Source organism: Rathayibacter sp. AY1C4 (genome assembly GCF_002932195.1).
Classification (GTDB): domain Bacteria; phylum Actinomycetota; class Actinomycetes; order Actinomycetales; family Microbacteriaceae; genus Rathayibacter.
Genome location: NZ_PSWE01000003.1, coordinates 14,049 through 36,589, shown reverse-complemented (window position 1 = coordinate 36,589; position 22,541 = coordinate 14,049). Strand labels below are relative to the sequence as shown.

The following is a 22,541-nucleotide window of genomic DNA, read 5'->3' as shown; positions in this document are numbered from 1 at the left end:
GGCGCTACGCGCCGATCTTGTGCTCGCCGCGCCTGGCGCGCAGATAGGCGAGCCGCTCCTCGAGCAGCTCCTCCAGCTCCGCGCGGGTCCGACGCTCGAGCAGCATGTCCCAGTGGGTGCGCGGAGCCTTCTGCTCGCCCTTGTCCACGACGACCGGCTTCGAGTCCACCATCAGAGTGGCCTCGTGACCGCAGGAGCGGCACTCCCAGGTCTCCGGTGCTTCCGCATCGGCCGAGAACACCATGTCGGTGTCGTGGCCGCAGTTCGCGCAGTGGTACTCGTACGTCGATCGCGGGGAGAAGACGACGCCTTCTTCGCTCTGCAGGCTCTGGGATCCGAGCCGCATTCCTCGCAAGCTTCGATCTGCCATTGTGTGGTCTCCTCTCGCTGTGCTTCCCCAGTGTCAACGTCGTACCTGGAGGTGGTCTTCCCGTCCCTGCCATTGCCAGAGAATCCTCAGGTCGGAGGCGTATTCCGCGGTTCCTGAGGGCGTGGCTGACGGGCGCTGAGGAAGGCGTCGACGGCCGCTCGGGCGAGGTCGGTGCGGTCGGTCACGAGCCCGTCCATCCCGAGCGCGAGGAGCTGCTCCATCCGCTCCGGATCGTCGATGGTCCAGAGGTGGATCTCGCAGCCGGTCACCCGCAGCCGGGCGAGGATCCGCGGCTCGGCGACGCGGAGGCCGAGCGCGCGCTCGGGCACCTGGAGCGCGTCGATGCCGCGGAGAGCGAGACGCACGGGGAGGGCGGCGCCGAGGTGGGCGGCGAACAGGGCGACGACGAAGCGGACCGCCGACGCCGAGGTCGCGGCGCCGGGAAGACGGCGGAGGGCCGCTGCTCGACGGATCTCGGAGAACGAGGTGATCAGGACGCGCTCCGCGGCGGCGGCGCCGGACACCGCCGCGACGACCGGGTCGATCGCGTCCCGCGACTTCACGTCGATGTTGAAGCGCGCGCGGGGGAGTGCGGCGAGGGCCTGCTCGAGAGAGGCGAGCCGGGCGCCGCCCGCCAGTCGGAGGTCGGCGAGCTCCTCCCACCGGGTGGCGGCGACGACGTGGCGGCGGCCGGAGCGGTCGATCACCTCGGCGTCGTGGACGAGCACGGCGACCCCGTCGAGGGACGCGCGCGCGTCCGTCTCGAGGAGGTCCGCACCCGCGGCGAGGGCGCGCTCGAAGGCGGCGAGCGTGTTGCCCTCGGCCGGCGGGCCGAATCCACGATGCGCGATCACCCGGGGCATCGGCCCGCTCAGGACGAGGGGTGGCTCGGAGGCGCGCATCGCGGACCGGGTCCGCGGCTCAGGCGGCCGGCGGCGGGGGAGTGGGCGCGGTGTCCGGGGTTCCGTCGGTCGTCGCGGCCGCCAAGGGGGCGGACGTGTCGGATCCGGGCTCGACAGGAGTGGAGCCGACGGACCCGGATGCGGCAGGCGCGGAAGCCGCAGGCGCCGACGGGGGTGCCGCGTCCTGCGGGCGGACCGCCGGGGCGGACTGGCCGCGCTGGCCGAGCGCTCCTCCGATGCCCTTCAGCGCCTCGGTGAGCTCGCTCGGGATGACCCAGAGCTTGTTCGCGCTGCCCTCGGCGATCTTGGGGAGCGTCTGGAGGTACTGGTAGGCGAGGAGCTCGCTGTCGGGGCGGCCCTCGTGGATGGCGTGGAAGACGGTGGTGATCGCCTTGGCCTCACCCTCGGCGCGCAGGACCGCCGCCTTCGCCTGGCCCTCCGCCGCGAGGATCGCGGCCTGGCGCTGACCCTCGGCGTTCAGGATCTGGGACTGCTTGGTGCCCTCGGCGGTGAGGATCACGGCTCGACGGTCGCGCTCGGCGCGCATCTGCTTCTCCATCGAGTCCTGGATGGAGAGGGGCGGGTCGATGGCCTTGAGCTCCACGCGTCCGACGCGGATGCCCCACTTGCCGGTGGCCTCGTCGAGGACGATGCGCAGCTGCCCGTTGATGTTGTCGCGGGAGGTCAGCGCCTCCTCGAGGTTCAGGCCGCCGACGACGTTGCGCAGCGTGGTGGTGGTCAGCTGCTCGACCGCACCGAGGTAGTTGGCGATCTCGTAGGTCGCCGCCCGGGCGTCCGTCACCTGGAAGTAGACGACCGTGTCGATCGAGACGACGAGGTTGTCCTCCGTGATCACGGGCTGGGGCGGGAACGAGACGACCTGCTCGCGCAGATCGATCAGCGGGCGGACCCGGTCGATGAACGGCACGACGAGATTGAGGCCCGGCAGCAGGGTCTTGTGGTACTTGCCGAGGCGCTCCACGACCCCGGCGGTGGCCTGGGGGATGATGCGGACCGCTCGGAAGAGGACGACCAGGGCGAAGAGGACGACGGCGGCGACGACGACGATCGTCGCGACGGAGGACGGTGTCACGGTGTGCTCCTTTCGGCGGGGACGACGACCGCGGTCGCGCCCTCGATGGCGGTGACGACGACTCTCTCGCCGACTCCGAGTGTGCGGTCCTCGACGAGCGGGGACAGGCGGACGGTCCAGGTCTCGCCGTTGGCGAGCTTGACCTGGCCGGCTCCGGGGCCGGCGAGGACGACGCTGCCGGAGAGCCCGAGGAGAGCGTCCGCTCCGCTGGGGGTGGGATCGCCGCCCCGTTTCAGCAGCCGCAGCAGCGGCGGCCGGACGGTGAACAGCAGGAGGGCGGCGAGGACGGCCGCGACGGGGACCTGGACCCAGAAGGGAGCCCCGACCAGCCCGGTCAGCAGTCCGCCTATGCTGCCGACGGCGAGCATCAGGAACGTGAACTCGAGAGTGATCATCTCGACGATCACGAAGATGAGAATCAGCGCGAGCCAGAGGATCCACGCGTACTGGGTGACAGCGTCCATGCTGTGTGCTCCTTCCCCTCGACGAGCATTCCCAGGCTATCAACGCCCCCCGGACGAGGGCTGGGAGAGGAGGTGCGACGACGATCTCGAGGCCCTTGGTAGACTCCTCCGTCGGGCTGTGGCCCGTCATCGTGCCCGATCCGGTCTCCGAGCCGGCGTTCTGGAGGAATACCCGTGTCCAATCCCCTCGCCCCCGGCTCCTTCGACGGCAAGCGCGCTCTCGTCACCGGGTCGTCCCGCGGCATCGGCGCCGACACGGTCCGCTACCTGGCCGAGGCCGGAGCCCGCGTCGTCGTCAACTACCGCTCGAAGGCGCCGCGCGCCGACAAGCTCGTCGCGCAGATCGTCGAGGCCGGCGGCACCGCCATCGCCGTCGGCGCCGATCTCACCGACGCCGACTCGCGCGCCGAGCTCTTCTCCCGCATCGAGAAGGAGTACGGAGGACTGGACGTGCTCGTCCTGAACGCCTCCGGCGGCATGGAGAGCAACATGGGGGAGGACTACGCGATGGTCCTGAACCGCGACTCGCAGGTCGCCGTGCTCGACGCGGCGCTGCCGCTGCTCTCCGAGGGCTCCCGTGTCGTGTTCGTCACGAGCCACCAGGCGCACTTCATCCGGACCACGCCCACGATGCCCGAGTACGAGCCCGTCGCGCTCTCCAAGCGCGCCGGCGAGGACGCCCTGCGCGAGCGGATCGGTGAGCTCGCCGAGCGCGGGATCGAGTTCGTCGTCGTCTCGGGCGACATGATCGAGGGCACCATCACCGCGACCCTGCTGGAGCGCGCGAACCCGGGCGCGATCAGCTCGCGTCGCGAGTCGGCCGGCAAGCTCTACAACGTGCAGGAGTTCGCGGCCGAGGTCGCTCTGGCGGCCGTCGAGCCGATCCCCGCGGACAACACCCGCCTCGTCGGCGACATCTCCGACTTCGCCTGATCCTCTCCAGGGGCTGACGCCGGCGCACGGGTCTGGGCTCCTCGACGGATGGCCCCGGTGGACGGCAATGGACCGGCATCGGGGGAGTCCGACGCCGTCGTGGGCGCAGTCCGTTTGTCGCCGGATGCCGGGCGGCGTGAGCATCCTTCTCGTGCCGTCGCGGTGATGGTGAACCGGCGGGAGCGCTCGCAGGAAAGCTGACGCGCGTTGCGGCGGGCGCCCGGGAGGATCGAGGCGACGGCCGCGTCCGCGGCACGATGACCGTCGATCCGCGGTTGCGGCTGGTCACGCGCTTCGACACTCCGACCGAGACGTGCTGGTACGAGGACGTCGAGGCGTGGGTGGAGCATTCGCCGATCCGCTGATGACGTTCCGGACCGTCGGGCGGCCTCAATCCCGGTCCGTCCGGCCCTTCCGCCGTTATCCGATAATGCACATTATGTCAGTTCGACCGAAGTCCCGTTCTGCAGGGATGGCGATCGGCTCCCCTCAACGCTCCTGCGACAGCACGTCATCGATCGCCGCCGCGCTCCGATGGCAGACCGGGCGCTTCGACGGTGAGGCCTCGGATCACCGCGGCGACGACCAGGCGCTGCGTGAGTTCGGCGCTGGTGTCCACGGGCCACTGGCTCACCGACCCGACGTGCGCCGCGACGACCGCCTTCGCCAGGACGGCGGACTCGACGGCGGGGACGCGGCCGTGCGCGGCGGCGAGGGCGGCGAAGCGCTCGCCCAGCTCGCGCGAGACGCGGTCGTCGTCGATCATCATCCGCTCGGCGAACTCCGGGTCCGCGGCAGCGCGTGCCAGGAGCACCGACCGCAGGGAGAACCACTCGCGGCTGGACGGGAGCGCGTCGAGGAGGGAGCGTACGGCGCCGTCGAGGGTCGCCGCGCGGTGCTCCTCCTGCAGCTGGACGTCGAGGGCCTCCTGCAGGCTCCCCCACACTCTCGCGGTCTGCTCCTCGTGGAGTGCGAGGAAGAGCTGGTCGACACCGGCGAAGTTCGAGTAGAACGCGCCGCGGGTGAAGCCCGCCTGCGCGCAGATGTCCTCGACGCGCTGGCCGATGGTGCCCGTGCTCTCGAAGAGCTCGGCGGCCGCGGCGAGGAGACGTCGTCGCGTCTCGCTCCTCCGCCGGACCGGAGCCTGCTCGCCTGTGACCACGCCCCCAGCCTATTCGGATCCTTGCGCTGGATGGGCCTTTTCAGTACGTTTCGTTTCCAATGCATACCGTATCGAGAACTGGAACGCCCGAACCTCGACGGCGACGGTCCCGGTGGCTGTCGACCGCGACCGTCGTGCTCATCGGGGCGGTCCTCGCCTGGCTGAACCGGGTGGAGTGGTGGGGGTGGCTCGTCGTCGCGGCGGCCGCGGTCCTGATCGCGGCCGTCTCGAGGAGCTGGCGGCACCGGCACTGGATGCTGCGCACGGCGGCCTGGGTCGCGTCCGCAGGGCTCGTCGGAGCCGTCGCCCTCGCCGCGGGTCCTCTCCCGGCGACGCAGACGCTCGCCGGTCCGCACACCGCCCCGGTCACGACCCGGCAGGGCGACGTCGTCGGTGTGCACGACGCCGCGGCCGGGGTCGACGCCTTCGCGGGGATCCCCTACGCCGCTCCCCCGGTCGGCCCGCTGCGCTGGGAGGCGCCCCGCCCGGCCCCGCAGCGGTCGGCGACCCTCGTGGCCGACGACTTCGGCCCCTCCGCCGTTCAGCCGGAGCCGACGTTCCTCTCCCGAGCGGCGACCCGCGTGCTCGACCTGCCGCTGGAGGAGACGCTCCTCGGCGGGTACGCGACGGACGAGGACAGCCTCCGCCTGAACATCTGGACGCCGGCCGGCGGGGCGGGCGACTCCAGCCCGGTCCTCGTCTACCTCCACGGCGGCGCGTTCGTCTCGGGGTCCGGCGCCCTCCCCGCCTACGACGGCGCGGCGCTCGCCTCCCGGGGCGCGGTGGTCGTCACCGTCGCCTACCGTCTGGGCGTCCTCGGTTTCCTCGCCGGTGATGTGCTCGGCGGCGGCACCCCGGGAAATCAGGGACTGCTCGACCAGGTCGCCGCTCTGCAGTGGGTGCAGGACAACATCGCCGCTTTCGGCGGGGACCCGGGGCGGGTGACGGCCGCCGGCCAGTCCGCCGGCTCCGGCAGCGCCTGCATCCTCGGGGCCTCGCCCCTCGCGGCCGGCCTCCTCCACGGGATCATCGGGGAGAGCGGAGGATGCCTGGGGTCGGCGGGAGACCGCGAGGCCGGCGACCTCTACGACGACGCCGCCACCGCACGGGAGGCGGCTGCGCGCCTGAGCGAGGCGCTCGGCGGGGCGAGCCTGGCCGAGATGAGGGCCCTGCCGGCCGAGCGCATCGTCTCGGCCGCCGCGGACCTCTCGCAGCACTGGTGGCCCTCGATCGACGGCGTCGTCCTCCCCGACACGCCGCTCGCCGTCTACAAGGCCGGTCGGCAGAACGACGTCCCCCTCCTGCTCGGCAGCAACTCCGACGAGACCTCGCTCGATCTGCTGGGAGGCGTCGACTCGGATCCGGACGCCTACGAGCAGGAGGTGCGCCGGGAGCACGGAGACGACGCGGACCGATTCCTCGCGCTGTACCCGGGTGCCGTCGAGGATCAGGTCGTCGACTCCCGGCTGCGCGCCGGCAGTGACCGGACGATGACCGCCCCGATGCGGCTCTGGGCGCTGACGGCCGCCCGGACCGGGCGGGCGGGCGTCCACGCCTACATCTTCACGCGCACTCCCCCGGAGAGCGGACTCGAGCGGTTCGGCGCGTACCACGGCGCCGAGGTGATGTACGCGTACGGGAACCTCGGGGCGGACGGCGACGCCGACTACACGGACGTCGACCGCCGGCTCGAGCAGGAGATGACCGCGCGCTGGCTCGCATTCATCTCCCACGGCGATCCGGACGCCGCCGGCCGCGAGCGGTGGCCGGCCGTCCAGGAGGATCCGGACAGCGTGCTCGAGTTCGGCGACGTCGTCCGGGTCGCCGGGCGCCCGTCCCCCGACGCGGTCGACTTCTGGCTCGAGGGGACGGGCTGACGCGGGGGCGCTCCTCGCGGCGGAACCCTCCGGTCAGCGGGGAGCCTCCACTCAGAGCTGCCCGACGAGGTGCGCCTGCCGGCCGTCGCGCGCGAAGACCGGGATGACGGCCAGCGGCGCGTCGGCGACGATCCACTGCCCGCCCACGTGCTCGGCGCCCGTCGAGAGCTCCGTCCACCGCGCCCCGGCGGGCAGGTAGACCCGTCGGGAGACGGCTCCGGCGTGCGTGACCGGAGCCACCAGCAGGTCCGAGCCGAAGAGGTACTGGTCGGCCAGATCCCAGGCCTCCGGGTCCCCCGGGAACTCGTGGAACACCGCGCGCAGCACCGGCTGGCCCAGCTCGTGCGCCTCCCGCATCGCCTCGCGCGTGTACGGGCGCAGGGTCTCGCGCAGATGCAGCAGGCGGGTGAGGATCGGCGTGGCCTCCTCGCCGAAGCTCCACACCTCGTTCGCGGCTCCGGTCGCGGCGCGGCGGCTCCCGTCGGCGGCCGTGACCGGGGCCGACGGCGCGCGGTCGCCGTGAAGGCGCATCACCGGGCTGAACGCGCCGAACTGGAACCAGCGCACGAGGAGCTCACGGAACTCCGGATCCGACGGGTCTCCCCCGGCGAAGCCTCCGATGTCGGTCGTGAACCACGGGATCCCCGCGACGCCCATGTGGATGCCGGCCGTGATCTGGTGGCGCAGGTCCGCGAAGGTCGAGTGGATGTCGCCCGACCACACGAGCGCGCCGTAGCGCTGGCTGCCCGCCCACGCGGTGCGGACGAGGTTCACGATCGCGGTCTCCCCGCCCTCGCTCTGCCCCTCGAAGAATCCGCGGGAGAACGCCTGCGGGTAGAGGTTGCCGACCTGGACGGCGGGGCCGGCGGCGTAGCGGTAGTTGTCGAAGTCGTAGACGCCGTACTCGGGCTCGGCCTCGTCGAGCCAGAAGAGCCGGATCCCGTGCTCGCCGTAGTTGCGCCGGCACGCCTCCCAGACGAACCTCCGGGCGGCGGGGCTCGTCGCGTCGTAGAACGCGCTCGGACCCTCGAACTGCATGTGCAGGTCCAGGCCCCGCTCGGCCTTGACGAGGAGGTTCCCCTTCTTCATCGCGATGTAGTTCTCGGACTCGACCGACACCTGCGGCCAGACCGAGACCATCAGCTCGATCCCGAGCTCGCGCAGCTCGGCGACCATGGCGGACGGATCCGGCCAGAACTCCTCCTCGAAGCGGAAGTCGCCCATGTGCGGCCAGTGGAAGAAGTCGGCCACGATCACGTCCATCGGCAGGCCGCGGCGCCGGTGCTCGCGGGCGACCTCGAGCAGCTGCTCCTGGTTCCAGTAGCGCAGCTTGCACTGCCAGAAGCCGAGGCCGTGCTCGGGCATCATCGGGACGTGCCCGGTCGCGTCGGCGTAGGCCCGGGTGATGTCGGCCGGGGTCTCCCCCGCGGTCACCCAGTAGTCGAGCTGCTGGGAGGACTCGGCGGACCACTCCGTGCGGTTGGCCGCGAAGGTCGCGCGGCCGATCGCGGGGTTGTGCCAGAGGAAGCCGTAGCCGCGGCTCGACAGCACGAACGGGACGCTCGACTGGGAGTTGCGGTGCGCGAGCTCGAGCGTGCAGCCCTTCAGGTCGAGGATGTCCTGCTGGTACTGCCCCATCCCGTACAGCTTCTCGTCGGGGGACGTCTCGAACAGCGCGGTCAGCCGGAAGTCGCCGCCCAGGTGCGGACGCTGCTCGCGGGCGCGCAGCTTGAGCGCTCCCCCGCTCCCGAGCTCCCGGAAGAGCAGCTCCCCCCGACGGTCGTAGAAGGAGAGGGAGCAGGAGAGCTCGTGGTAGCCGGTCTGGTACCCGTAGCCCTCCTGCTGCTCGAGGACGACGGTGATGCCGCCGGCGCGCAGCGTCGCCCGCGGTCCCTCGATCGAGACCTCCGGCGCGCGGCGCTCGGGGGCGATCAGCGCCCAGTCGGTGTCGAGGACCTCCCCGGACCGGCGGGCGCGGACCCGGACGCTGTCCCTCCCCCACGGCTCGACGACGACGGTCTCGCCGTCGCCGCGCCAGACGAGGCGGTCCCCCTCGAGCGCGAACGCGTCGGTGTCCATGTGCTCCTGCTTCCGCGAGTCGGGCACGGCGCTCAGTCCTTGACCGCGCCGGCGGTGACCCCGGCGGCGACGTAGCGCTGGGCCACGATCAGCAGCACGGCGGCCGGGATGGAGGCGATCACGGCGGTCGCCATGATCCCGTTCCAGTTGGTGGTGGTCGATCCGATGTAGCGGTAGAGGCCGAGGGTGAACGGCACGATGCTGTTGCCCGAGGTGAGCGAGTTCGCGTTGAGGAAGTCGGCCCAGGCGAACAGGAACGAGAACAGGCCCGCGGTCACGATCGAGTTCCGGCTCAGCGGGATGACGATCGAGACGAAGGAGCGCCAGTTGCTCGCACCGTCGATCCGCGCAGCCTCGATCAGCTCGTCGGGGATGCCGAGCATGAAGGCCCGGAGGATGATCACCGCGAACGGCACGGAGGCGGTCGCGTCGGCGAGGATCAGGCCCGGATAGGTGTTGAGCAGCCCCAGCGCGTTGTAGATCGCGAACAGCGCGGTGACCAGGACGATCCCGGGGATCATCTGGGCGAGGAGGAACACGAACATCACGACGCCGGTCCCCCGCACCCGGAACTTCGCCATCGCGAAAGCGGCGGGCAGAGCGATCGCCAGGGTCAGGATCACGCAGCCGATCGAGATCACGAGGCTCGTGATGAGGTTCGGCAGCTGCGTCGAGAACGCCTGCACGTACCCGTCGAGCGTCGGGTCGCCGGGGAACAGGCTCGGCGGGGTCTGGATCAGGTTCTGCGGCTTGGTCAGCGAGACGTTGACCATCCAGTAGAGCGGGAAGAGGAGGAAGCCGCAGAGCACGATCGCGATGACCACGTCGATCCCGCGGCGCAGCCCTGTGGTGTGCCGGTTCATCCGAGGTCCTCCTTGCGCTGGGCGCGGATGTAGATCACGCCGAAGACGAGGGCGACGATCACGAGGATCTGGCCGGCCGCCGCTCCGACTCCGAACTGCAGGTCGGTGAAGGACTGCTCGTAGGCCCACGTCGCCAGGGTGTGCGAGCTGTTGGCCGGGCCTCCCTTGGTGAGGATCCAGATGACGTCGAACACCTTGATCGTGTAGACGAGGCCGAGGAGGAGCGTGACGGAGGTCACCGGTCGCAGCAGCGGCCAGGTGATGCTCCAGAAGGACCGCCAGCGCGAGGCGCCGTCCAGTGCCGCGGCCTCGTAGAGGCTCTCGGGGATGCCCTGCAGGCCTCCGTGCAGCAGCACCATGTTGAACGGGATGCCCAGCCAGATGTTGGCGATGATGACCGCCCACAGCGAGACGGACGGATCGGTCAGCCAGCCGACCGGCGTGCCGAGCGCGGCGTTCAGGATGCCGAACTGCTGGTCGAAGATCCAGCGCCAGGCCGTCGCCGAGACGATCAGCGGCAGGAGCCACGGCAGCAGGATGAGGGAGCGGAACGTCGCCGAGAGCGGGAACCGGCGGCTGAAGAACAGCGCCAGGGCCATGCCGATCGTGAACTGGCCCACCAGCGAGACCACGGTGAAGACCACGGTGTGCCAGGCGATGCTCGCGAAGATCGGATCGGTGACGACCGTGACGTAGTTGTCGAAGCCGACGAAGGGGGCGATCCCGGTCACGAAGGACGACGGTCCGAAGTCCTGGAGGCTGAGGACGACGCCGCGGATGATCGGGTAGACGAAGAAGACGGCGAGGAAGATCACCACGGGCGCCATGAAGGCGGCGGCGGCGAGGCGGAGGTGGGAGCGGGGTCGGCGGCGGGCGGGCGGCCTGGTGGCCGCCCCGCCCGCGACCGGCGCCGTGAGCACGGCGGGGTCGGTCATGCGGCCGCTACTTCAGGCTCGCCGCGGCGTCGTCGAGGGCCGCCTGCGGCGTCTTCGAGCCGGTCAGCGACTCCTGGATCGCGGTCCAGAGCGCCTTCGAGGTGTCCGGGTAGGCGACGCCGAGGTCGCTGGTGCGTCCCTGCGCGACCGAGATGGCCTCGACCCACGGCTGGAGCGCGGGGTCCTCGGTCGCCTGCTCGGCGGCCGCGTCGGCGTACGGCATGATGTACGACTGGCCGGCCGCCCAGGCCTTCAGGCTGTCGGGCTGGATGACGCACTGCGCGAACTCCGTGGCGAGGGTCTGCTTCGCGGCGTCGGAGGCGACCACCTCGACGAACTCGCCGCCGAGCGGGCTCGGTGCCGCTCCCCCGTCCTTCGCCGGGATCGGCACGACGCCGTAGTCGATGCCCGCCTCGTCGAGGGCGGAGAGCTGCCAGGTGCCGTTGACCATCATCCCGAGCTTGCCCGCGAGGAACTGGTCGCGGACGTCCTGCTGGTTGGCGTTGACGTTCGCCTGCGAGGCCGAGCCGCTCTTCACCAGGTCGGTCCAGAGCGCGAGCGCCGAGACGGCGTCGTCGGAGGAGATGTCCTCGAGGGTCGCACCGGAGCCCCAGAAGAAGGGCAGGAACTGGAAGGTGCCCTCCTCGGTGCCGACCGCGGAGAAGCCGAGCCCGGTGACGTCGCCCGCGGTGAGGGCCTTCGCGGCGGTGGTCAGCTCGTCCCAGGTCGTCGGCGGAGTGACGCCGGCTGCCTCGAAGAGCGCCTTGTTGTAGAAGAGCGCGAGGGTGTTCGAGCCGATCGACGAGCCGTAGGTCTTCCCGTCCAGCTGGCCGGCGGCGAGCACGTTCGGGAGGACGTCGCTGGTGTCGAGCCCGGAGGCGGCGTTGTCGACGAGCAGGCCGGTGTCGGCGAACTTCGCGACGTTGGGGTTGTCGAGGACGACCAGGTTCGGCGTGGTCTTCGACGCGGCCGACTGCAGGAGCTTGGTGGTGAGGTCGGGGTCGGAGGTGCGCTCGAGGGTGATCCCGGTCGAGGCCTCGCAGCCGGCCAGGAGCTGGCCGTAGGGGGAGGACGCGTCGTACTGGGTGAAGCTGTCCCAGAGGGTGAGCGACTTCGACGAGTCGTCGCCCGCTCCCTGTGCGCTGCACGCGCTGAGGGCGACTCCGGCGATGAGGACGAGGGAGGCGGCGCCTGCGGCTCGTCGGATGCTGTTCTTCACGGTATTCCTCTCTGAATACGGTCGGAACGAGCGGAGCGCTCGCGCCGGGAAGACCCTCCGGGGGCGCCCGCTGGGGCGGTCCGTCCGGAAGTCGTGGCGAGCCTAACCGAGTCGGAGAACCGGTTCAATAGATTTCGGAGAACCGGTTCACCGATCGCCCGGGGAACGCTCCGGACGACCCGGCGACGTCAGCCGCGCGCCCGCCGCCACGAGGGGACGACGCCCCGGCTGGTGCCCGGCGAGAAGGGCGCGGTGGTGCCGAGGTCCACGACCACCGCGGGCAGCAGCTCCGTCACTCCCGGAGTCGCGGTGCCGGCGAGCTCGTCGAGCACCAGGTCGACCGCCCGCGAGACCATCTCGTCGCCGGGCAGGTCCACCACGGTGACCGGCTGGTCGGCGTGCCGCATCACCGCCTCCGGGGCGATGGTCATGATCGAGCAGTCCTCCGGGACGCGCAGGCCCAGGCCGCTGAGGCGCTGCAGGAACGGCTCGAGCACGCCCGGCCCGTGAGTGACCACGGCGCTGAGGCCGGGGAGCTGCTCCTGCGCCTGCTCGAACCAGTCGTCGACGTCGTCGGTGCTGGGGATGACGGCGCCCCGCACGCCGCGCAGGCGGCACTGGTCGAGGAAGCCCTCGCGGAACCGCAGGGCGAAGGCGTAGCCGCTCTCGTAGGCGTCGGGGCCCATCCCGAGGACCGCGATCTCGACGTGCCCGAGGTCGGCGAGGTGGTCGACGGCGACCCGCGCCGCGCCGTCGAAGTCGAGGTCGATCGCGCTGAACGGGCTGCCCTCGCCCGGGTAGCCGACCAGCGCGGTCGGCAGGCCGATGCTCGCGAGGACCGGCAGCCGGGGGTCGTCCCGGCGGATGTCCATCACGACGAGCGCATCGGCGAGGACGTCGCGCGCGAGCTCCCCCTCGCCCGTGCCCATCATCAGCAGGTCGAAGCCGCGGGCGCGGGCCGCGTACATCGCCGCCCGCACGAAGCGCATGAAGACGTCGACATCGGTCTGCCGCGACTCCGGATCGACGGAGGCGAAGAAGCCGAGGATGTTCGTGCGCCGCAGCGCCAGGGCCCGCGCCATCGGGTCGGGCCGGTAGCCGAGCCGCTCCACGCTCGCGAGCACGCGCAGGCGGGTCGCCTCCGGGAGCTTCTTGTTGCCGGAGAGCACGTAGGACACCGTGCTGCGGGCCACCCCCGCATCGGCCGCGACGTCGCGAATGGTCACCATGGGCTCAGCGTAGTGAGGGCGCGGCGACGGGAGGGCCCGCCGGCGACCCCCTCGACCGGTGGGCAGCAGCGTGCATACCAGGGCGGTCCGGCCGTCCCGCCGTGGGTGGAGAGCCGTCCGCCGCGAGCCGCGCGACGGCGCCGACGGACGCAGGCCGCGGACGAGCAGTCGGTCACGGTTGCGCGCGGGTCCGACGGGCACGTACGGTCGACCCGTACCTCGTCGCGAGCCGCGACGTCGGTGCGGCCGCTATACCGGCCGATCCAGCGGCTCGCGGTCACGGGGGCTCCCCGCACGGAAGACGGACTCTTGCGCTCCAGCACCGGTACTGCGTCCACGACGCAGCAGCTGCTCTCGCACTGACGTCCCCCGTGCCCGCCCCTCAGGGGCGAGCCGTTGCTCCCTCGGAGTCCGGTGGTCGTCGTGCGCCGACACCGACCCCTGGAGCACCGTGCCCTCCACTTCCCGCACCACCCCGCCCGCCGTCGTCCTCCACGACTGCACGTTCGCCTGGCCCGACGGCTCCGTCGTCCTCGACCGCGTCACCGCTGCGTTCGGACGCGGGCGCACCGGTCTCGTCGGCGCGAACGGCGCCGGCAAGTCGACCCTCGTCCGCCTCGTCACCGGCGGCCTCTCCCCCACCGCCGGGAGCGTCTCGACGACGGGACCCGTCGACCTGCTGCCCCAGCGCCTCCGGCGAGGGCCCGACGACACCGTCGCCGATCTCCTCGGGATCCGGCATCGCCTGGACGCTCTGCACGCGATCCTCCGCGGCGACGCGGATCCGCGGCACTTCGAGATGCTCGCGGACGACTGGGACCTCGAGGCCCGAGCGCTCGCCGCACTCGGCGACGCCGGTCTCGACCTGGAGGAGGCGGACCTGCTGCGGCCGGTCGCGACCCTCTCCGGAGGGCAGGCCGTACTCACGGCCGTGACCGGCGTCCGGCTGCGCGGTCGGCCGATCGCCGTGCTCGACGAGCCGACGAACGACCTCGACCGGCGCTCCCGAGGGCTTCTGCTCGACCTGGTCGACCGGTGGCGCGGGACGCTCGTGCTCGTCAGCCACGACCGGGAGCTGCTCGAGCACGTCGACGAGATCGCGGAGCTGCGCGACGGGGCGGTCCGCACCTCCGGCGGGACGTTCTCGGCGTTCGAGGAGCGGCTCGCCCTCGAGCAGGCGGCCGCGGAGCGCGATCTGCGCGACGCCGACCGGCTTCTCCGCGCCGAGCGGCGGCAGCGCATCGAGGCCGAGACGACCATCGCCCGCCGCGCGCGGGCGGGGGCGCGATCGGCGGAGTCGATGCCCGCGATCCTCGCGAACGCGCGGAGAGGACGAGCCGAGGCGACCGCGGGACGGCTGCGCTCCGGGCACGGGGCCGCGGAGGCGCGGGCGCGCGAGCAGGTCGACGCAGCGTCGCGAGCAGTCCGGGACGACGACCGGGTCCGCCTCGACCTGCCGGACCCCGGGGTCGCGGCCGGGCGCCGGCTGGCGGAGGTGACGGTGCGCGGCCGGACGACGGTGCTCCAGGGGCCGGAGCGGATCGCCGTGGTCGGCGCGAACGGGACGGGGAAGACGACCCTGCTCGAGCACCTCGTCGGGGCGCCGGGTGCGCGGGAGCATCCGCTCGCCGGCACCACGGCCCGAGCGCTGACGGAGCGGGTCGGCTGGCTCCCCCAGCGCCGCGAGGGACTCCTCGACGAGGAGGCCACCGTGCGGGAGCACGTCTCCCGGGCCGCGCCGGATCGTCCTGCGGTCGAGCTGCGGAACGCCCTCGCGCGGCTCCTGGTGCGCGGCGACGTGGTCGATCGGAGGATCGCGTCGCTCTCGGGCGGCGAGCGGTTCCGCGTCGCGCTCGCCGGGCTCGTGCTGGCGCAGCCGGCTCCGCAGCTGCTCGTGCTCGACGAGCCGACGAACGACCTCGATCTCGCCACGACCGACCACCTCGTCGACGTTCTCGCCGCCTGGCGGGGCGGCCTGGTCGTCGTCAGCCACGACGAGGCGTTCCTCGACCGGCTCGGACTCCACTCCCGAGTGGTGCTCGACGCGGAGTGACGGCTGGTCCCCCGGCCCCCGGCGGTTCTGGCCTCGACCGGGCCCCTGCCGCCGGGGAGACTGTCCGGGCCCCTCCCGCCCTCAGCGAACGGACCGACGTGCTCACCGGACTCAGCGCCTTCCCCCTCACACCGCTCCGCGACGACAGCATCGACGAGCGGTCGTTCGCCGCTCTCGTCGAGCGGCTCGCGCGGGCGGGAGTCGACTCGATCGGCGCCCTGGGCTCGACCGGCTCGGCTCCGTACCTGGACCGCGGCGAGCGCCGGCGCGCCGCCGAGATCGCCGTCCGCGGCGCCGGCCCGGTGCCGGTCGTGGTCGGGATCGGGGCGCTGCGCACCTCGCAGGTGCTGGCGCTCGCCGAGGACGCGCAGAGCGCCGGAGCGAGCGCGGTGCTCCTGGCGCCGCTCGGCTACCAGCCGCTGACGGACGAGGACGTGCTGGGGCTCTACGAAGACGTGACGGCTCAGCTCTCGGTGCCGCTCGTCGTGTACGACAACCCCGGGACGACGCGCTTCTCCTTCTCCGACGACCTCTACGGGGCCGTCGCCCGGCTGCCGCAGGTCGCCTCCCTCAAGATCCCCGGCGTGCCGGAGGGACCGGGCGCCGCGGCGGCGCGCGTCAGCGAGATCCGGGCGCGGGTGCCGGAGGGGGTCACCGTCGGGGTCTCGGGGGACGCCGCGGGTGCGCGCGGGCTGCTCGGCGGCTGCGACGCCTGGTACTCGGTGATCGGCGGCATCTTCCCGCGGACGGCGCTGTCGATCGCCCGGGCGGCGCAGTCGGGCGATGAGGCGGCCGCGATCGCGGGATCGGCACGCCTGCAGCCCGTCTGGGACCTCTTCGCGGAGCACGGCGGCAGCTACCGCGTGGTCGCAGCGATGGCGGAGCAGCTCGGTCTCGCCGAGGCGCGCTGCCTCCCGCGTCCGGTCCGCGGGCTCGGTGCACGGGCGCGGGCCCGGGTCGCGGAGGTCCTGGCGGAGCTGGGGCCTGTGCTGGAGTGATGCTCGGGCGGGTCGACGGGAGGACGGCTCGGACGGCGTGGTCGTTCCGGACAGCTGGAGGGGCGGGCCGGGGATGTCCCCGACCCGCCCCTCCGGCGGAGCACGCGACCTCAGCAGGCCTTGGACGCGCGGTAGGTGTTGCGTCCCGCCGCCACGAACAGCGCGTCGAGGACTCGGGCCTTGCCCGGCGCCACGGAGTAGCAGCTGCCGTCGAAGTCGGCGATGATGTCGGCCTTGCGCTCGACCGTGCTCGACCCGCAGTTGCGGAAGACGAGAGCGCGCTGGCGCAGGACGCCCTCGGGTCCGAGGGTGGCGCCGGTGGCCACCTCCTGGGCTCCGCACGCGTAGTTCCCGGCGCTCACGTACTGTCCGTTCGCGACCTCGGCCGCGGAGGCGGGCGTCGCGACAGCGACGACGCCGACGGAGGCGATGGCGCCCGTGAGGGCGAGGGTGGCAAGAGTTCGTCGAAGAGTCATGGTCGTTTCTCCTTCTGCTTCTCGGTCCCTTCACGCTGGCACCGGTCCGCCGACGAGCGCGAGGAACCTGGGAGCCTTCACCCCGGGGGGCCAGACCGGTGCGGGGAAGTGCTCCCGAACGGGGCGAAAGGGTCGGAACCGGCGGGGCGGACGATCAGGAACGGGCCTCTCCTTCGCCTCCTGAGCGCCTCGATCCGCCGCCGATGCGGTCGCCGAGCCGCCGACCGTTCCGTCCGTGCGGCGTCGTCCCTCCGCCGTCCCGCGACTGGCGCGCATCGACGGGTCGTCCGGCCGGTCCTCCGGCTAGCGTTGCAGGCACACCCCCCGCCGACCCGGACCGCTCCGCCGACCTCGTCGGTTCGCGGTCCCTGCACGAGGAGCCCCCGTGTCCCCCGACGATTCAGCAGTACCCCCCTCTCGAACTCCCGGCCTCCGGCGGCGCGCCGTCATCGGCGGCGCCCTCACGGGTGCTCTCGCTCTGGGCGCGGCGACGCTCCCGGCCGCCTCCGCCTCCGCCTCCCCCGTGCCCGGCCTGCCCGGGGAGAGGACCCGCACGATCAACGTGAGGACGAAGAACCGCGGCGTGCTCTACGACGTCCTCACGGTCTCGATCGCGGGCGACCTCGCGCGGATCTTCGTGCCGCAGACGGTGAAGCCGCGGCAGGCCGCGGCGGTACCGGTGATCTGGTTCATCCACTCCGCGCAGGCCGACCACACCTCGCTGTCCAGCGTCTTCGCGTACCCGGCCGAGCTCGCCGTCGAGCGGGGCGCCATCGCGATCTGCCAGACGCTCGGCGGAACGATCTGGACCAACGACACCGCGCAGAAGCACCAGCGGAACGGCTACGCCTACCTCTCCGGCCAGTTCCCGATCGCCGCCAGCTACCTCTGGGCGATGTCGGCCGGCGGCGCGCTCGCCTGCGAGGACTACGGCGCGCGGGTCTTCCCCGGCATCAACGGCGTCTACCTGGTCAACGGCGTCTACGACCTCCGCGACACCCACGACCGCACGACGCGGGGCCGCTTCTCGATCGGCGGTGCCTTCGGCGGCAGCACCGCTCAGATCGACTCCCACAACCCGAAGCGGCTGCCCGCCTCCGCCTGGGCCGGCGCGAACATCCGCGCGGTGGTGTCCGACACGGCCCACCCGGACCCGAGCGTGCCGCCGGCACTGCACGGGCTCGCCCTCGTGAAGAAGGCGACGGCCACGGCCAGGGAGGCGACCGTCCGGACGCACGCGCTCGGCCACAACGCACCGTCGTGGGTGAACCAGGACGGCATCGACGCGATCTTCCGCTGGCACGCCGGGCTGGCCGCCGCGCCGGCGCCGTCGGCGACGCCGACCCCGACGAAGACCCCCGTCGTCCGCCCGTCCACCGCGGGCCGCTGGGACTTCGACCAGGCGGACGCCCCGTACGCGGGAGAGCCGGGGTCCCCGTTCCGACCCCGCTGAGCGGTCCGGACGCGACGGCGTCCCTCGGGATGCGCTGACCGTCACGGGCCCGCGGCGGGAGCGCTCGGCCGCAGTGAGACCGGGCCTACGTCCCCTCCGCGGAGCTCCGCGGCGCCCTCTTCCGGACAGGGCCGCTAAAGGACATTGTCAGCGGCGGGACGGCCGTGCCACGGTTCGAGGACGGCCGATGAGGGCCGTCCCGATCGAAGGCAGCACATGCGCTCCAGCACCGTCCCTCGTCCGCCCGCCGTCCAGGACGGCACGTCGCAGCCGCGGGATCCAGGAGCGGCGCGGCGGCTCCGGCGGGGTCTGCTCGGGTTGACCGCGGCCGTCGCGCTCCTCGTCGGCACCGCCGTTCCTCTCGCGGCGGTCGCCGCTCCGTCCGCCCCTGTCCTCGGGGTGGCGGCCTGGGGAAGCGGCACCGACGGGAAGACCACGGTCCCGGCCGGGGTCGAGGGCGTCCTCTCCCTCGCCGCGGGCCGGACCCACAGCCTCGCCGCGAAAGGCGACGGCGGGGTCGTCGCCTGGGGCCGCGGGTCGTACGGGCAGACCAGCGTCCCCGACGGTCTCACGGGGGTCGTCGCGGTCTCCGCCGGCGACTACAGCAGCCATGCGCTGAAGAGCGACGGGACCGTCGTCTCCTGGGGCTACGACGGCGACGGGCAGGTGTCGAGGAGTGCCGCGCTGACCGGGATCGTCGCGATCTCGTCCTCCCGCGACAACAGCCTCGCGCTCGGCAACGACGGCACCGTCACGTCGTGGGGCAGCAACGGGCTGGGCGAGGGCCTGGTCCCGGCCGGCCTCGGAGGCGTCACGGCCATCGCCGCGGGCCAGCGCCACAGCCTCGCCGTGTCCGGCGGGAGGGTGGTCGCCTGGGGCTGGGACCTCTACGGGCAGACCGACGTCCCCGCGGGGCTCGAGGGCGTGGTGGCCGTCGCGGCGGGAGAGACCCACAGCCTCGCGCTGAAGGAGGACGGCACCGTCGTCGCCTGGGGCGCGAGCTCCGACTCGGTCGTCGTCGACTACGGCCAGACCACGGTGCCGGAAGGCCTGTCCGGGGTCGTGGCGATCGCCGCCGCGTCCGACTACAGCCTCGCGCTGAAGGGCGACGGCACGATCGTCGGCTGGGGCCGGAGCTCGGCCGGGCAGCTGCAGTCACCCGCCGGCCTCGCCGGCACGACGGCTCTCGCAGCCGGACCCGATCACGTGCTCGCCCGGGGCCCGCGTCCGGTCCTGACGGCGGATGCTCCTCCCGCGTCCGGGCCGCTCGGAGCGGCCGCCTCGTACACCTTCGCGGCCGACCGCCCCGCCTCGTTCGCGATCGCCTCCGGCTCACTCCCCGACGGCCTGACCCTCAGCGCGTCCGGGCTCCTCTCCGGCACGCCGACGACCGCGGGCACGTCCACCTTCGCCGTCTCCGCGCGGAACCCCTTCGGCGCTACCGTCGGGGCCCCGCACACGTTCGCCGTGGCGGAGACGACGGTCGCGCCGACCCTGGCCGGCGACCCGCCCGCCGCGACGGTGGGCACCCCGTACGACTTCGACTACAGCGTGACGGGCACACCGGCGCCGACGGTCTCGCTCGTCTCCGGAACGCTCCCCGCCGGCCTGAGCCTCGATGATCGTGGCGGCCTGACCGGGACGCCGACCGCCGACGGACGCTCCACCTTCACCCTGCGGGCCTCGAACGCTGCGGGGAGCGCGGAGACCACCAGCACCGTCGTCGTCTCCCCCGCCGCCGTTGCACCGGCGATCTCCGGCACCCCCGGGCCGGGCGTCGTCGGCACCCCCTACGACTTCGGCTACACCGTCTCCGGCTTCCCCGCGCCGTCGGTGGCCGTCTCCTCCGGTGCGCTCCCGTCCGGCCTCACCCTGACTCCGGCCGGGCGCCTGACCGGGACTCCGTCCGCGCCGGGCACCTTCACGTTCACGCTGGCGGCCCGCGCCGGCACCGCCTCCGCGGAGACCACCATCACCGTCACCGTCTCGTCGCCGACGGTCGCGCCGACCCTCTCCGGGACGGTCGCGGCCGGCGTCGTCGGCTCGGCCTACGACTTCCGCTACGCGGTGAGCGGCACGCCCGCTCCGTCGGTCTCCCTGGTCTCCGGCGCACTGCCCGCCGGACTCACCCTCGACGCGACCGGGCGCCTCTCCGGGACGCCGACCACGGCCGGGACCACCACCTTCAGCATCCAGGCCGCGAACTCGGCGGGCACGGCTCGGGCGACGAGCACGCTGACGGTCTCGCCGAAGCAGGTCGCGACGAAGGCCGATCTGCGCGTCGACCTCTCCGGGCCGGCCTCGGCGGTGAAGGGGAGGACGCTCACCTACACCCTCATCACGACGAACGCCGGTCCGGCCGCCTCGGCGTCGGTCGTCTCGCAGGTCGTCCTGCCCGCGGGTGTGCAGTTCGTCTCGGCGACCGGCTCGTACACCAGGGTCGGGAACGTCGTGGTGTTCCAGCGGGCCGGCCTGGCGGACGGGCGGACCGTGTCGGAGAAGATCACGGTGAGGGCGGCCGTCTCGGGCACGGCGACCGCGCTGGCGGCGGCGTTCTCGACGAAGACGCCCGACCCGTCCATCCGCAGCAACGCGGACACGGCGAGCACGACGATCCGCTGACCGCGGGAGCGTGACGGCGGGCGGTCCCTCGAGGGCCGCCCGCCGTTCTCGGTGCGGGAGCGTCGAGGTCCGCCGCGTCCGCGCCTCGTCTTCGACCGCTAGCCGGCCTGAGGGCGGTAGAAGCGCACGACCGGGAGGGCAGCCGTCGGCGCCTCGCGCACGACGATCTCGAGGCGCTGGATCAGGGCCGGGACGGTCGGCGTGGTCTCGAGCCGGCACTCGAGCTCTCCGTCGCGGCCCGGCAGGAGGAAGGCCGCCTGCGCCGCGGAGGCGCTCCAGAGCAGCCGCTCCACCAGCGGCCTCGAGGTCGGGTCCTCGGCGAGCCCGCCGATCTCCGCGATCGCCGTGGCGAGGCGGCGGGCGCGCACGTCGGCCGGCACATCGCTCAGCAGGTTGGGGCTGAACAGGGCGCCGCTGCCCGCCTCCCCCGCCCGGGTGAGGTCTCCCGCGACGATCGCGGCCTCGACGGCGGCGGCCGCGGCGAGCGTCGACGGGAGGAGGGTGATGGTCCGCGCCGGAGGAGCGGTGTCCTCGAGGGCGGCGCGGAGCAGTCCCGTCGCGGCGGCGGCGAGCTTCGCCCCGTTCGCGGTCGCGAAGACCACGGCCCCCAGGCCCGACTCCAGATGCCAGCGCATGTTCGACGACCAGCCCGGCAGGCCGCCGGAGTGGTGGGCGATCCCGCCGAAGCGGACGTCGTGCTCGACGACGAGGCCGAACCCGTAGGCGGAGCCGTCGAGCGTGCTCTCGACGGCGCGAGGGCTCAGCGCGGGGACCGGCGTCCAGCCGCGCTGCATCTCGCGGCGGGAGGCGCGGCTCAGCACCGGGTCGTCGTCCGCGCCGTCCTCGCCCTCGAACGCGGAGGAGAGCCAGCCGCTCCAGCGGGCGATGTCGCCGACCGTGCTGAACATGCTCGCGGCGCAGGCGCCCGCTCCGGTGCCGGTGACGGGGCGGGGCACCCAGGTCGCTCCGTCGTCGAAGGTGCTGAAGCCGGCCGCGAGGTCGGTGCCGTCGGGGTAGTCGCCGCTGTCGTAGCGCGTGTCGTGGAGGCCGAGCGGCTCGAGGATCGTCCGCGTCGCGAAGGACGGGAAGTCCTCCCCGGTCACGTTCTCGACGAGCACGCCGAGCAGCCAGAAGCCGATGTTGGAGTACTGGTAGACCTCACCCGGCCGCTCCGTGAAGGTCAGCCCGCGGCCGACGACCTCGAGGAACTCCTCCCGCGTCAGAGCCATGACGTCGTCGGCCCAGCCGTTGTCCTCCGGGAGACCCGAGCAGTTGCTGAGGAGCATCCTGACCGTCACGAACAGCGGCCGGCCCGCGGAGTCGAGCGGGTCGGTGAACTCCGGCACGTGGTCGGCGACGCGGTCGTCGAGGCGGAGCAGCCCGCGGTCGCGCAGGATCAGCACCGCCGCCGCCTCGAAGCTCTTCGACATGGAGGCGATGCGGTGCACGGTCCCGGGCCCGGGAGCGTCGCCGTCGAGGCGGTGCTCGCCGCGGCCGTGGTGGACGAGCAGCCCGCTGCGGTCGAACAGGGCCCAGCTCAGCGAGGGGGCCGGCGGCGCCTCCTCGTCGAACCACCGGGCCAGCCGGTCCTGGAGCGGCGGGGAGAGGAGCGTCGGCCGAGGGAGCGTCATGCCCTCATCCTCCCGCACGCGGCACAGGCCGCCGCGGTCCCGCGGGTCACCGCGGGAGGACGCCGTCGGGGCTCAGCCAGTCCGGGCGGCTCCCCTCGACCGCGTCCAGGGCGTCCTCCTGCGTGCCGGTCGCTGTTCTCCGCGGCGACGATGATCCGGTCGTCGACGGGAGCGGAGGGACC

The 22,541-nt window shown here is 73.0% G+C and carries 18 protein-coding genes; 6 read left to right on the top strand and 12 right to left on the bottom strand.

The features are described 5' to 3' along the window. Positions 1-4 precede the first annotated feature (4 nt). The 4 genes from C5C99_RS02205 to C5C99_RS02190 all read right to left on the bottom strand — a co-directional run bounded on the left by C5C99_RS02205 (position 5) and on the right by C5C99_RS02190 (position 2,829). The gene (locus C5C99_RS02205) at positions 5-370 is read right to left on the bottom strand and encodes an RNA polymerase-binding protein RbpA (RefSeq protein WP_068207052.1); all 366 of its coding nucleotides are present in this window, start codon (positions 368-370) and stop codon (positions 5-7) included. 86 nt (positions 371-456) lie between these two features. After that, the gene (locus C5C99_RS02200; protein ID WP_258063606.1) at positions 457-1,233 is read right to left on the bottom strand and encodes a glycerophosphodiester phosphodiesterase family protein; all 777 of its coding nucleotides are present in this window, start codon (positions 1,231-1,233) and stop codon (positions 457-459) included. A 58-nt stretch (positions 1,234-1,291) separates the two neighbouring features. Further along, positions 1,292-2,341 carry an SPFH domain-containing protein gene (locus C5C99_RS02195; protein WP_374953723.1) on the bottom strand — a complete coding sequence of 350 codons (1,050 nt, stop codon included), beginning with the start codon at positions 2,339-2,341 and terminating at the stop codon, positions 1,292-1,294. A gap of 20 nt (positions 2,342-2,361) precedes the next feature. Continuing rightward, on the bottom strand, positions 2,362-2,829 hold the full coding sequence (locus tag C5C99_RS02190; protein WP_104222034.1) for an NfeD family protein: 468 nt from the start codon (positions 2,827-2,829) through the stop codon (positions 2,362-2,364). A gap of 174 nt (positions 2,830-3,003) precedes the next feature. Here C5C99_RS02190 and C5C99_RS02185 point away from each other — a divergent pair, with 174 nt between their 5' ends. Further along, positions 3,004-3,762: an SDR family oxidoreductase gene (locus C5C99_RS02185; protein WP_104222036.1), complete on the top strand. Its 759-nt coding sequence runs from the start codon at positions 3,004-3,006 to the stop codon at positions 3,760-3,762. A 511-nt stretch (positions 3,763-4,273) separates the two neighbouring features. Here the strand turns inward: C5C99_RS02185 and C5C99_RS02180 are convergent. Then, entirely contained in the window at positions 4,274-4,924 is a 651-nt protein-coding gene (locus tag C5C99_RS02180; protein WP_104309147.1) for a TetR/AcrR family transcriptional regulator, read from the bottom strand. A gap of 134 nt (positions 4,925-5,058) precedes the next feature. On the opposite strand from C5C99_RS02180, the gene C5C99_RS02175 reads away from it, so the two are divergent. After that, positions 5,059-6,801, top strand: coding sequence for a carboxylesterase/lipase family protein (locus tag C5C99_RS02175; RefSeq protein ID WP_104339535.1), 1,743 nt, complete (start codon positions 5,059-5,061; stop codon positions 6,799-6,801). 51 nt (positions 6,802-6,852) lie between these two features. Here C5C99_RS02175 and C5C99_RS02170 read toward each other — a convergent pair whose 3' ends face one another. From C5C99_RS02170 to C5C99_RS02150, 5 genes are all read right to left on the bottom strand, one after another. Continuing rightward, positions 6,853-8,880 (bottom strand): TIM-barrel domain-containing protein, encoded by a 2,028-nt coding sequence (locus tag C5C99_RS02170; protein WP_104339560.1) that lies wholly within the window; start codon positions 8,878-8,880, stop codon positions 6,853-6,855. A 32-nt stretch (positions 8,881-8,912) separates the two neighbouring features. Then, on the bottom strand, positions 8,913-9,743 hold the full coding sequence (locus tag C5C99_RS02165) for a carbohydrate ABC transporter permease (protein ID WP_104222044.1): 831 nt from the start codon (positions 9,741-9,743) through the stop codon (positions 8,913-8,915). Further along, entirely contained in the window at positions 9,740-10,678 is a 939-nt protein-coding gene (locus tag C5C99_RS02160; protein WP_104339534.1) for a carbohydrate ABC transporter permease, read from the bottom strand. The genes C5C99_RS02165 and C5C99_RS02160 overlap by 4 nt, the downstream gene beginning before the upstream one ends. Positions 10,679-10,685: 7 nt before the next feature. Continuing rightward, on the bottom strand, positions 10,686-11,897 hold the full coding sequence (locus C5C99_RS02155) for an extracellular solute-binding protein (RefSeq protein ID WP_104232593.1): 1,212 nt from the start codon (positions 11,895-11,897) through the stop codon (positions 10,686-10,688). Between the two features lie 188 nt (positions 11,898-12,085). Beyond that, positions 12,086-13,126, bottom strand: a complete 1,041-nt coding sequence (locus C5C99_RS02150) for a LacI family DNA-binding transcriptional regulator (protein ID WP_104222050.1) — start codon at positions 13,124-13,126, stop codon at positions 12,086-12,088. A 451-nt stretch (positions 13,127-13,577) separates the two neighbouring features. On the opposite strand from C5C99_RS02150, the gene C5C99_RS02145 reads away from it, so the two are divergent. Continuing rightward, a complete protein-coding gene (locus C5C99_RS02145; protein WP_104268661.1) occupies positions 13,578-15,179 on the top strand; it encodes an ABC-F family ATP-binding cassette domain-containing protein in 1,602 nt (533 codons plus the stop codon). Positions 15,180-15,277: 98 nt separating this feature from the next. After that, positions 15,278-16,177, top strand: coding sequence for a dihydrodipicolinate synthase family protein (locus C5C99_RS02140; RefSeq protein WP_104222054.1), 900 nt, complete (start codon positions 15,278-15,280; stop codon positions 16,175-16,177). A gap of 110 nt (positions 16,178-16,287) precedes the next feature. On the opposite strand, the gene C5C99_RS02135 is transcribed toward C5C99_RS02140, so the two are convergent. Then, on the bottom strand, positions 16,288-16,653 hold the full coding sequence (locus tag C5C99_RS02135) for a hypothetical protein (protein ID WP_104222056.1): 366 nt from the start codon (positions 16,651-16,653) through the stop codon (positions 16,288-16,290). 385 nt (positions 16,654-17,038) lie between these two features. Between C5C99_RS02135 and C5C99_RS02130 the strand changes: the two genes are divergently transcribed. Continuing rightward, positions 17,039-18,106: a hypothetical protein gene (locus C5C99_RS02130; RefSeq protein ID WP_104246834.1), complete on the top strand. Its 1,068-nt coding sequence runs from the start codon at positions 17,039-17,041 to the stop codon at positions 18,104-18,106. A 216-nt stretch (positions 18,107-18,322) separates the two neighbouring features. Then, the gene (locus C5C99_RS02125) at positions 18,323-20,728 is read left to right on the top strand and encodes a putative Ig domain-containing protein (protein ID WP_104339533.1); all 2,406 of its coding nucleotides are present in this window, start codon (positions 18,323-18,325) and stop codon (positions 20,726-20,728) included. A 98-nt stretch (positions 20,729-20,826) separates the two neighbouring features. On the opposite strand, the gene C5C99_RS02120 is transcribed toward C5C99_RS02125, so the two are convergent. Continuing rightward, entirely contained in the window at positions 20,827-22,359 is a 1,533-nt protein-coding gene (locus tag C5C99_RS02120; protein ID WP_104339532.1) for a serine hydrolase, read from the bottom strand. Positions 22,360-22,541: the final 182 nt, after the last annotated feature.

Excerpts from the sequence above, each read along its gene's own strand:
- C5C99_RS02205 (WP_068207052.1), bottom strand. The coding sequence starts at position 370 with ATGGCAGATCGAAGCTTGCGAGGAATGCGGCTCGGATCCCAGAGCCTG.
- C5C99_RS02200 (WP_258063606.1), bottom strand. The coding sequence starts at position 1,233 with ATGCCCCGGGTGATCGCGCATCGTGGATTCGGCCCGCCGGCCGAGGGC.
- C5C99_RS02190 (WP_104222034.1), bottom strand. The coding sequence starts at position 2,829 with ATGGACGCTGTCACCCAGTACGCGTGGATCCTCTGGCTCGCGCTGATT.
- C5C99_RS02170 (WP_104339560.1), bottom strand. The coding sequence starts at position 8,880 with ATGGACACCGACGCGTTCGCGCTCGAGGGGGACCGCCTCGTCTGGCGC.
- C5C99_RS02165 (WP_104222044.1), bottom strand. The coding sequence starts at position 9,743 with ATGAACCGGCACACCACAGGGCTGCGCCGCGGGATCGACGTGGTCATC.
- C5C99_RS02160 (WP_104339534.1), bottom strand. The coding sequence starts at position 10,678 with ATGACCGACCCCGCCGTGCTCACGGCGCCGGTCGCGGGCGGGGCGGCC.
- C5C99_RS02150 (WP_104222050.1), bottom strand. The coding sequence starts at position 13,126 with ATGGTGACCATTCGCGACGTCGCGGCCGATGCGGGGGTGGCCCGCAGC.
- C5C99_RS02135 (WP_104222056.1), bottom strand. The coding sequence starts at position 16,653 with ATGACTCTTCGACGAACTCTTGCCACCCTCGCCCTCACGGGCGCCATC.
- C5C99_RS02125 (WP_104339533.1), top strand. The coding sequence starts at position 18,323 with ATGCGCTCCAGCACCGTCCCTCGTCCGCCCGCCGTCCAGGACGGCACG.
- C5C99_RS02120 (WP_104339532.1), bottom strand. The coding sequence starts at position 22,359 with ATGACGCTCCCTCGGCCGACGCTCCTCTCCCCGCCGCTCCAGGACCGG.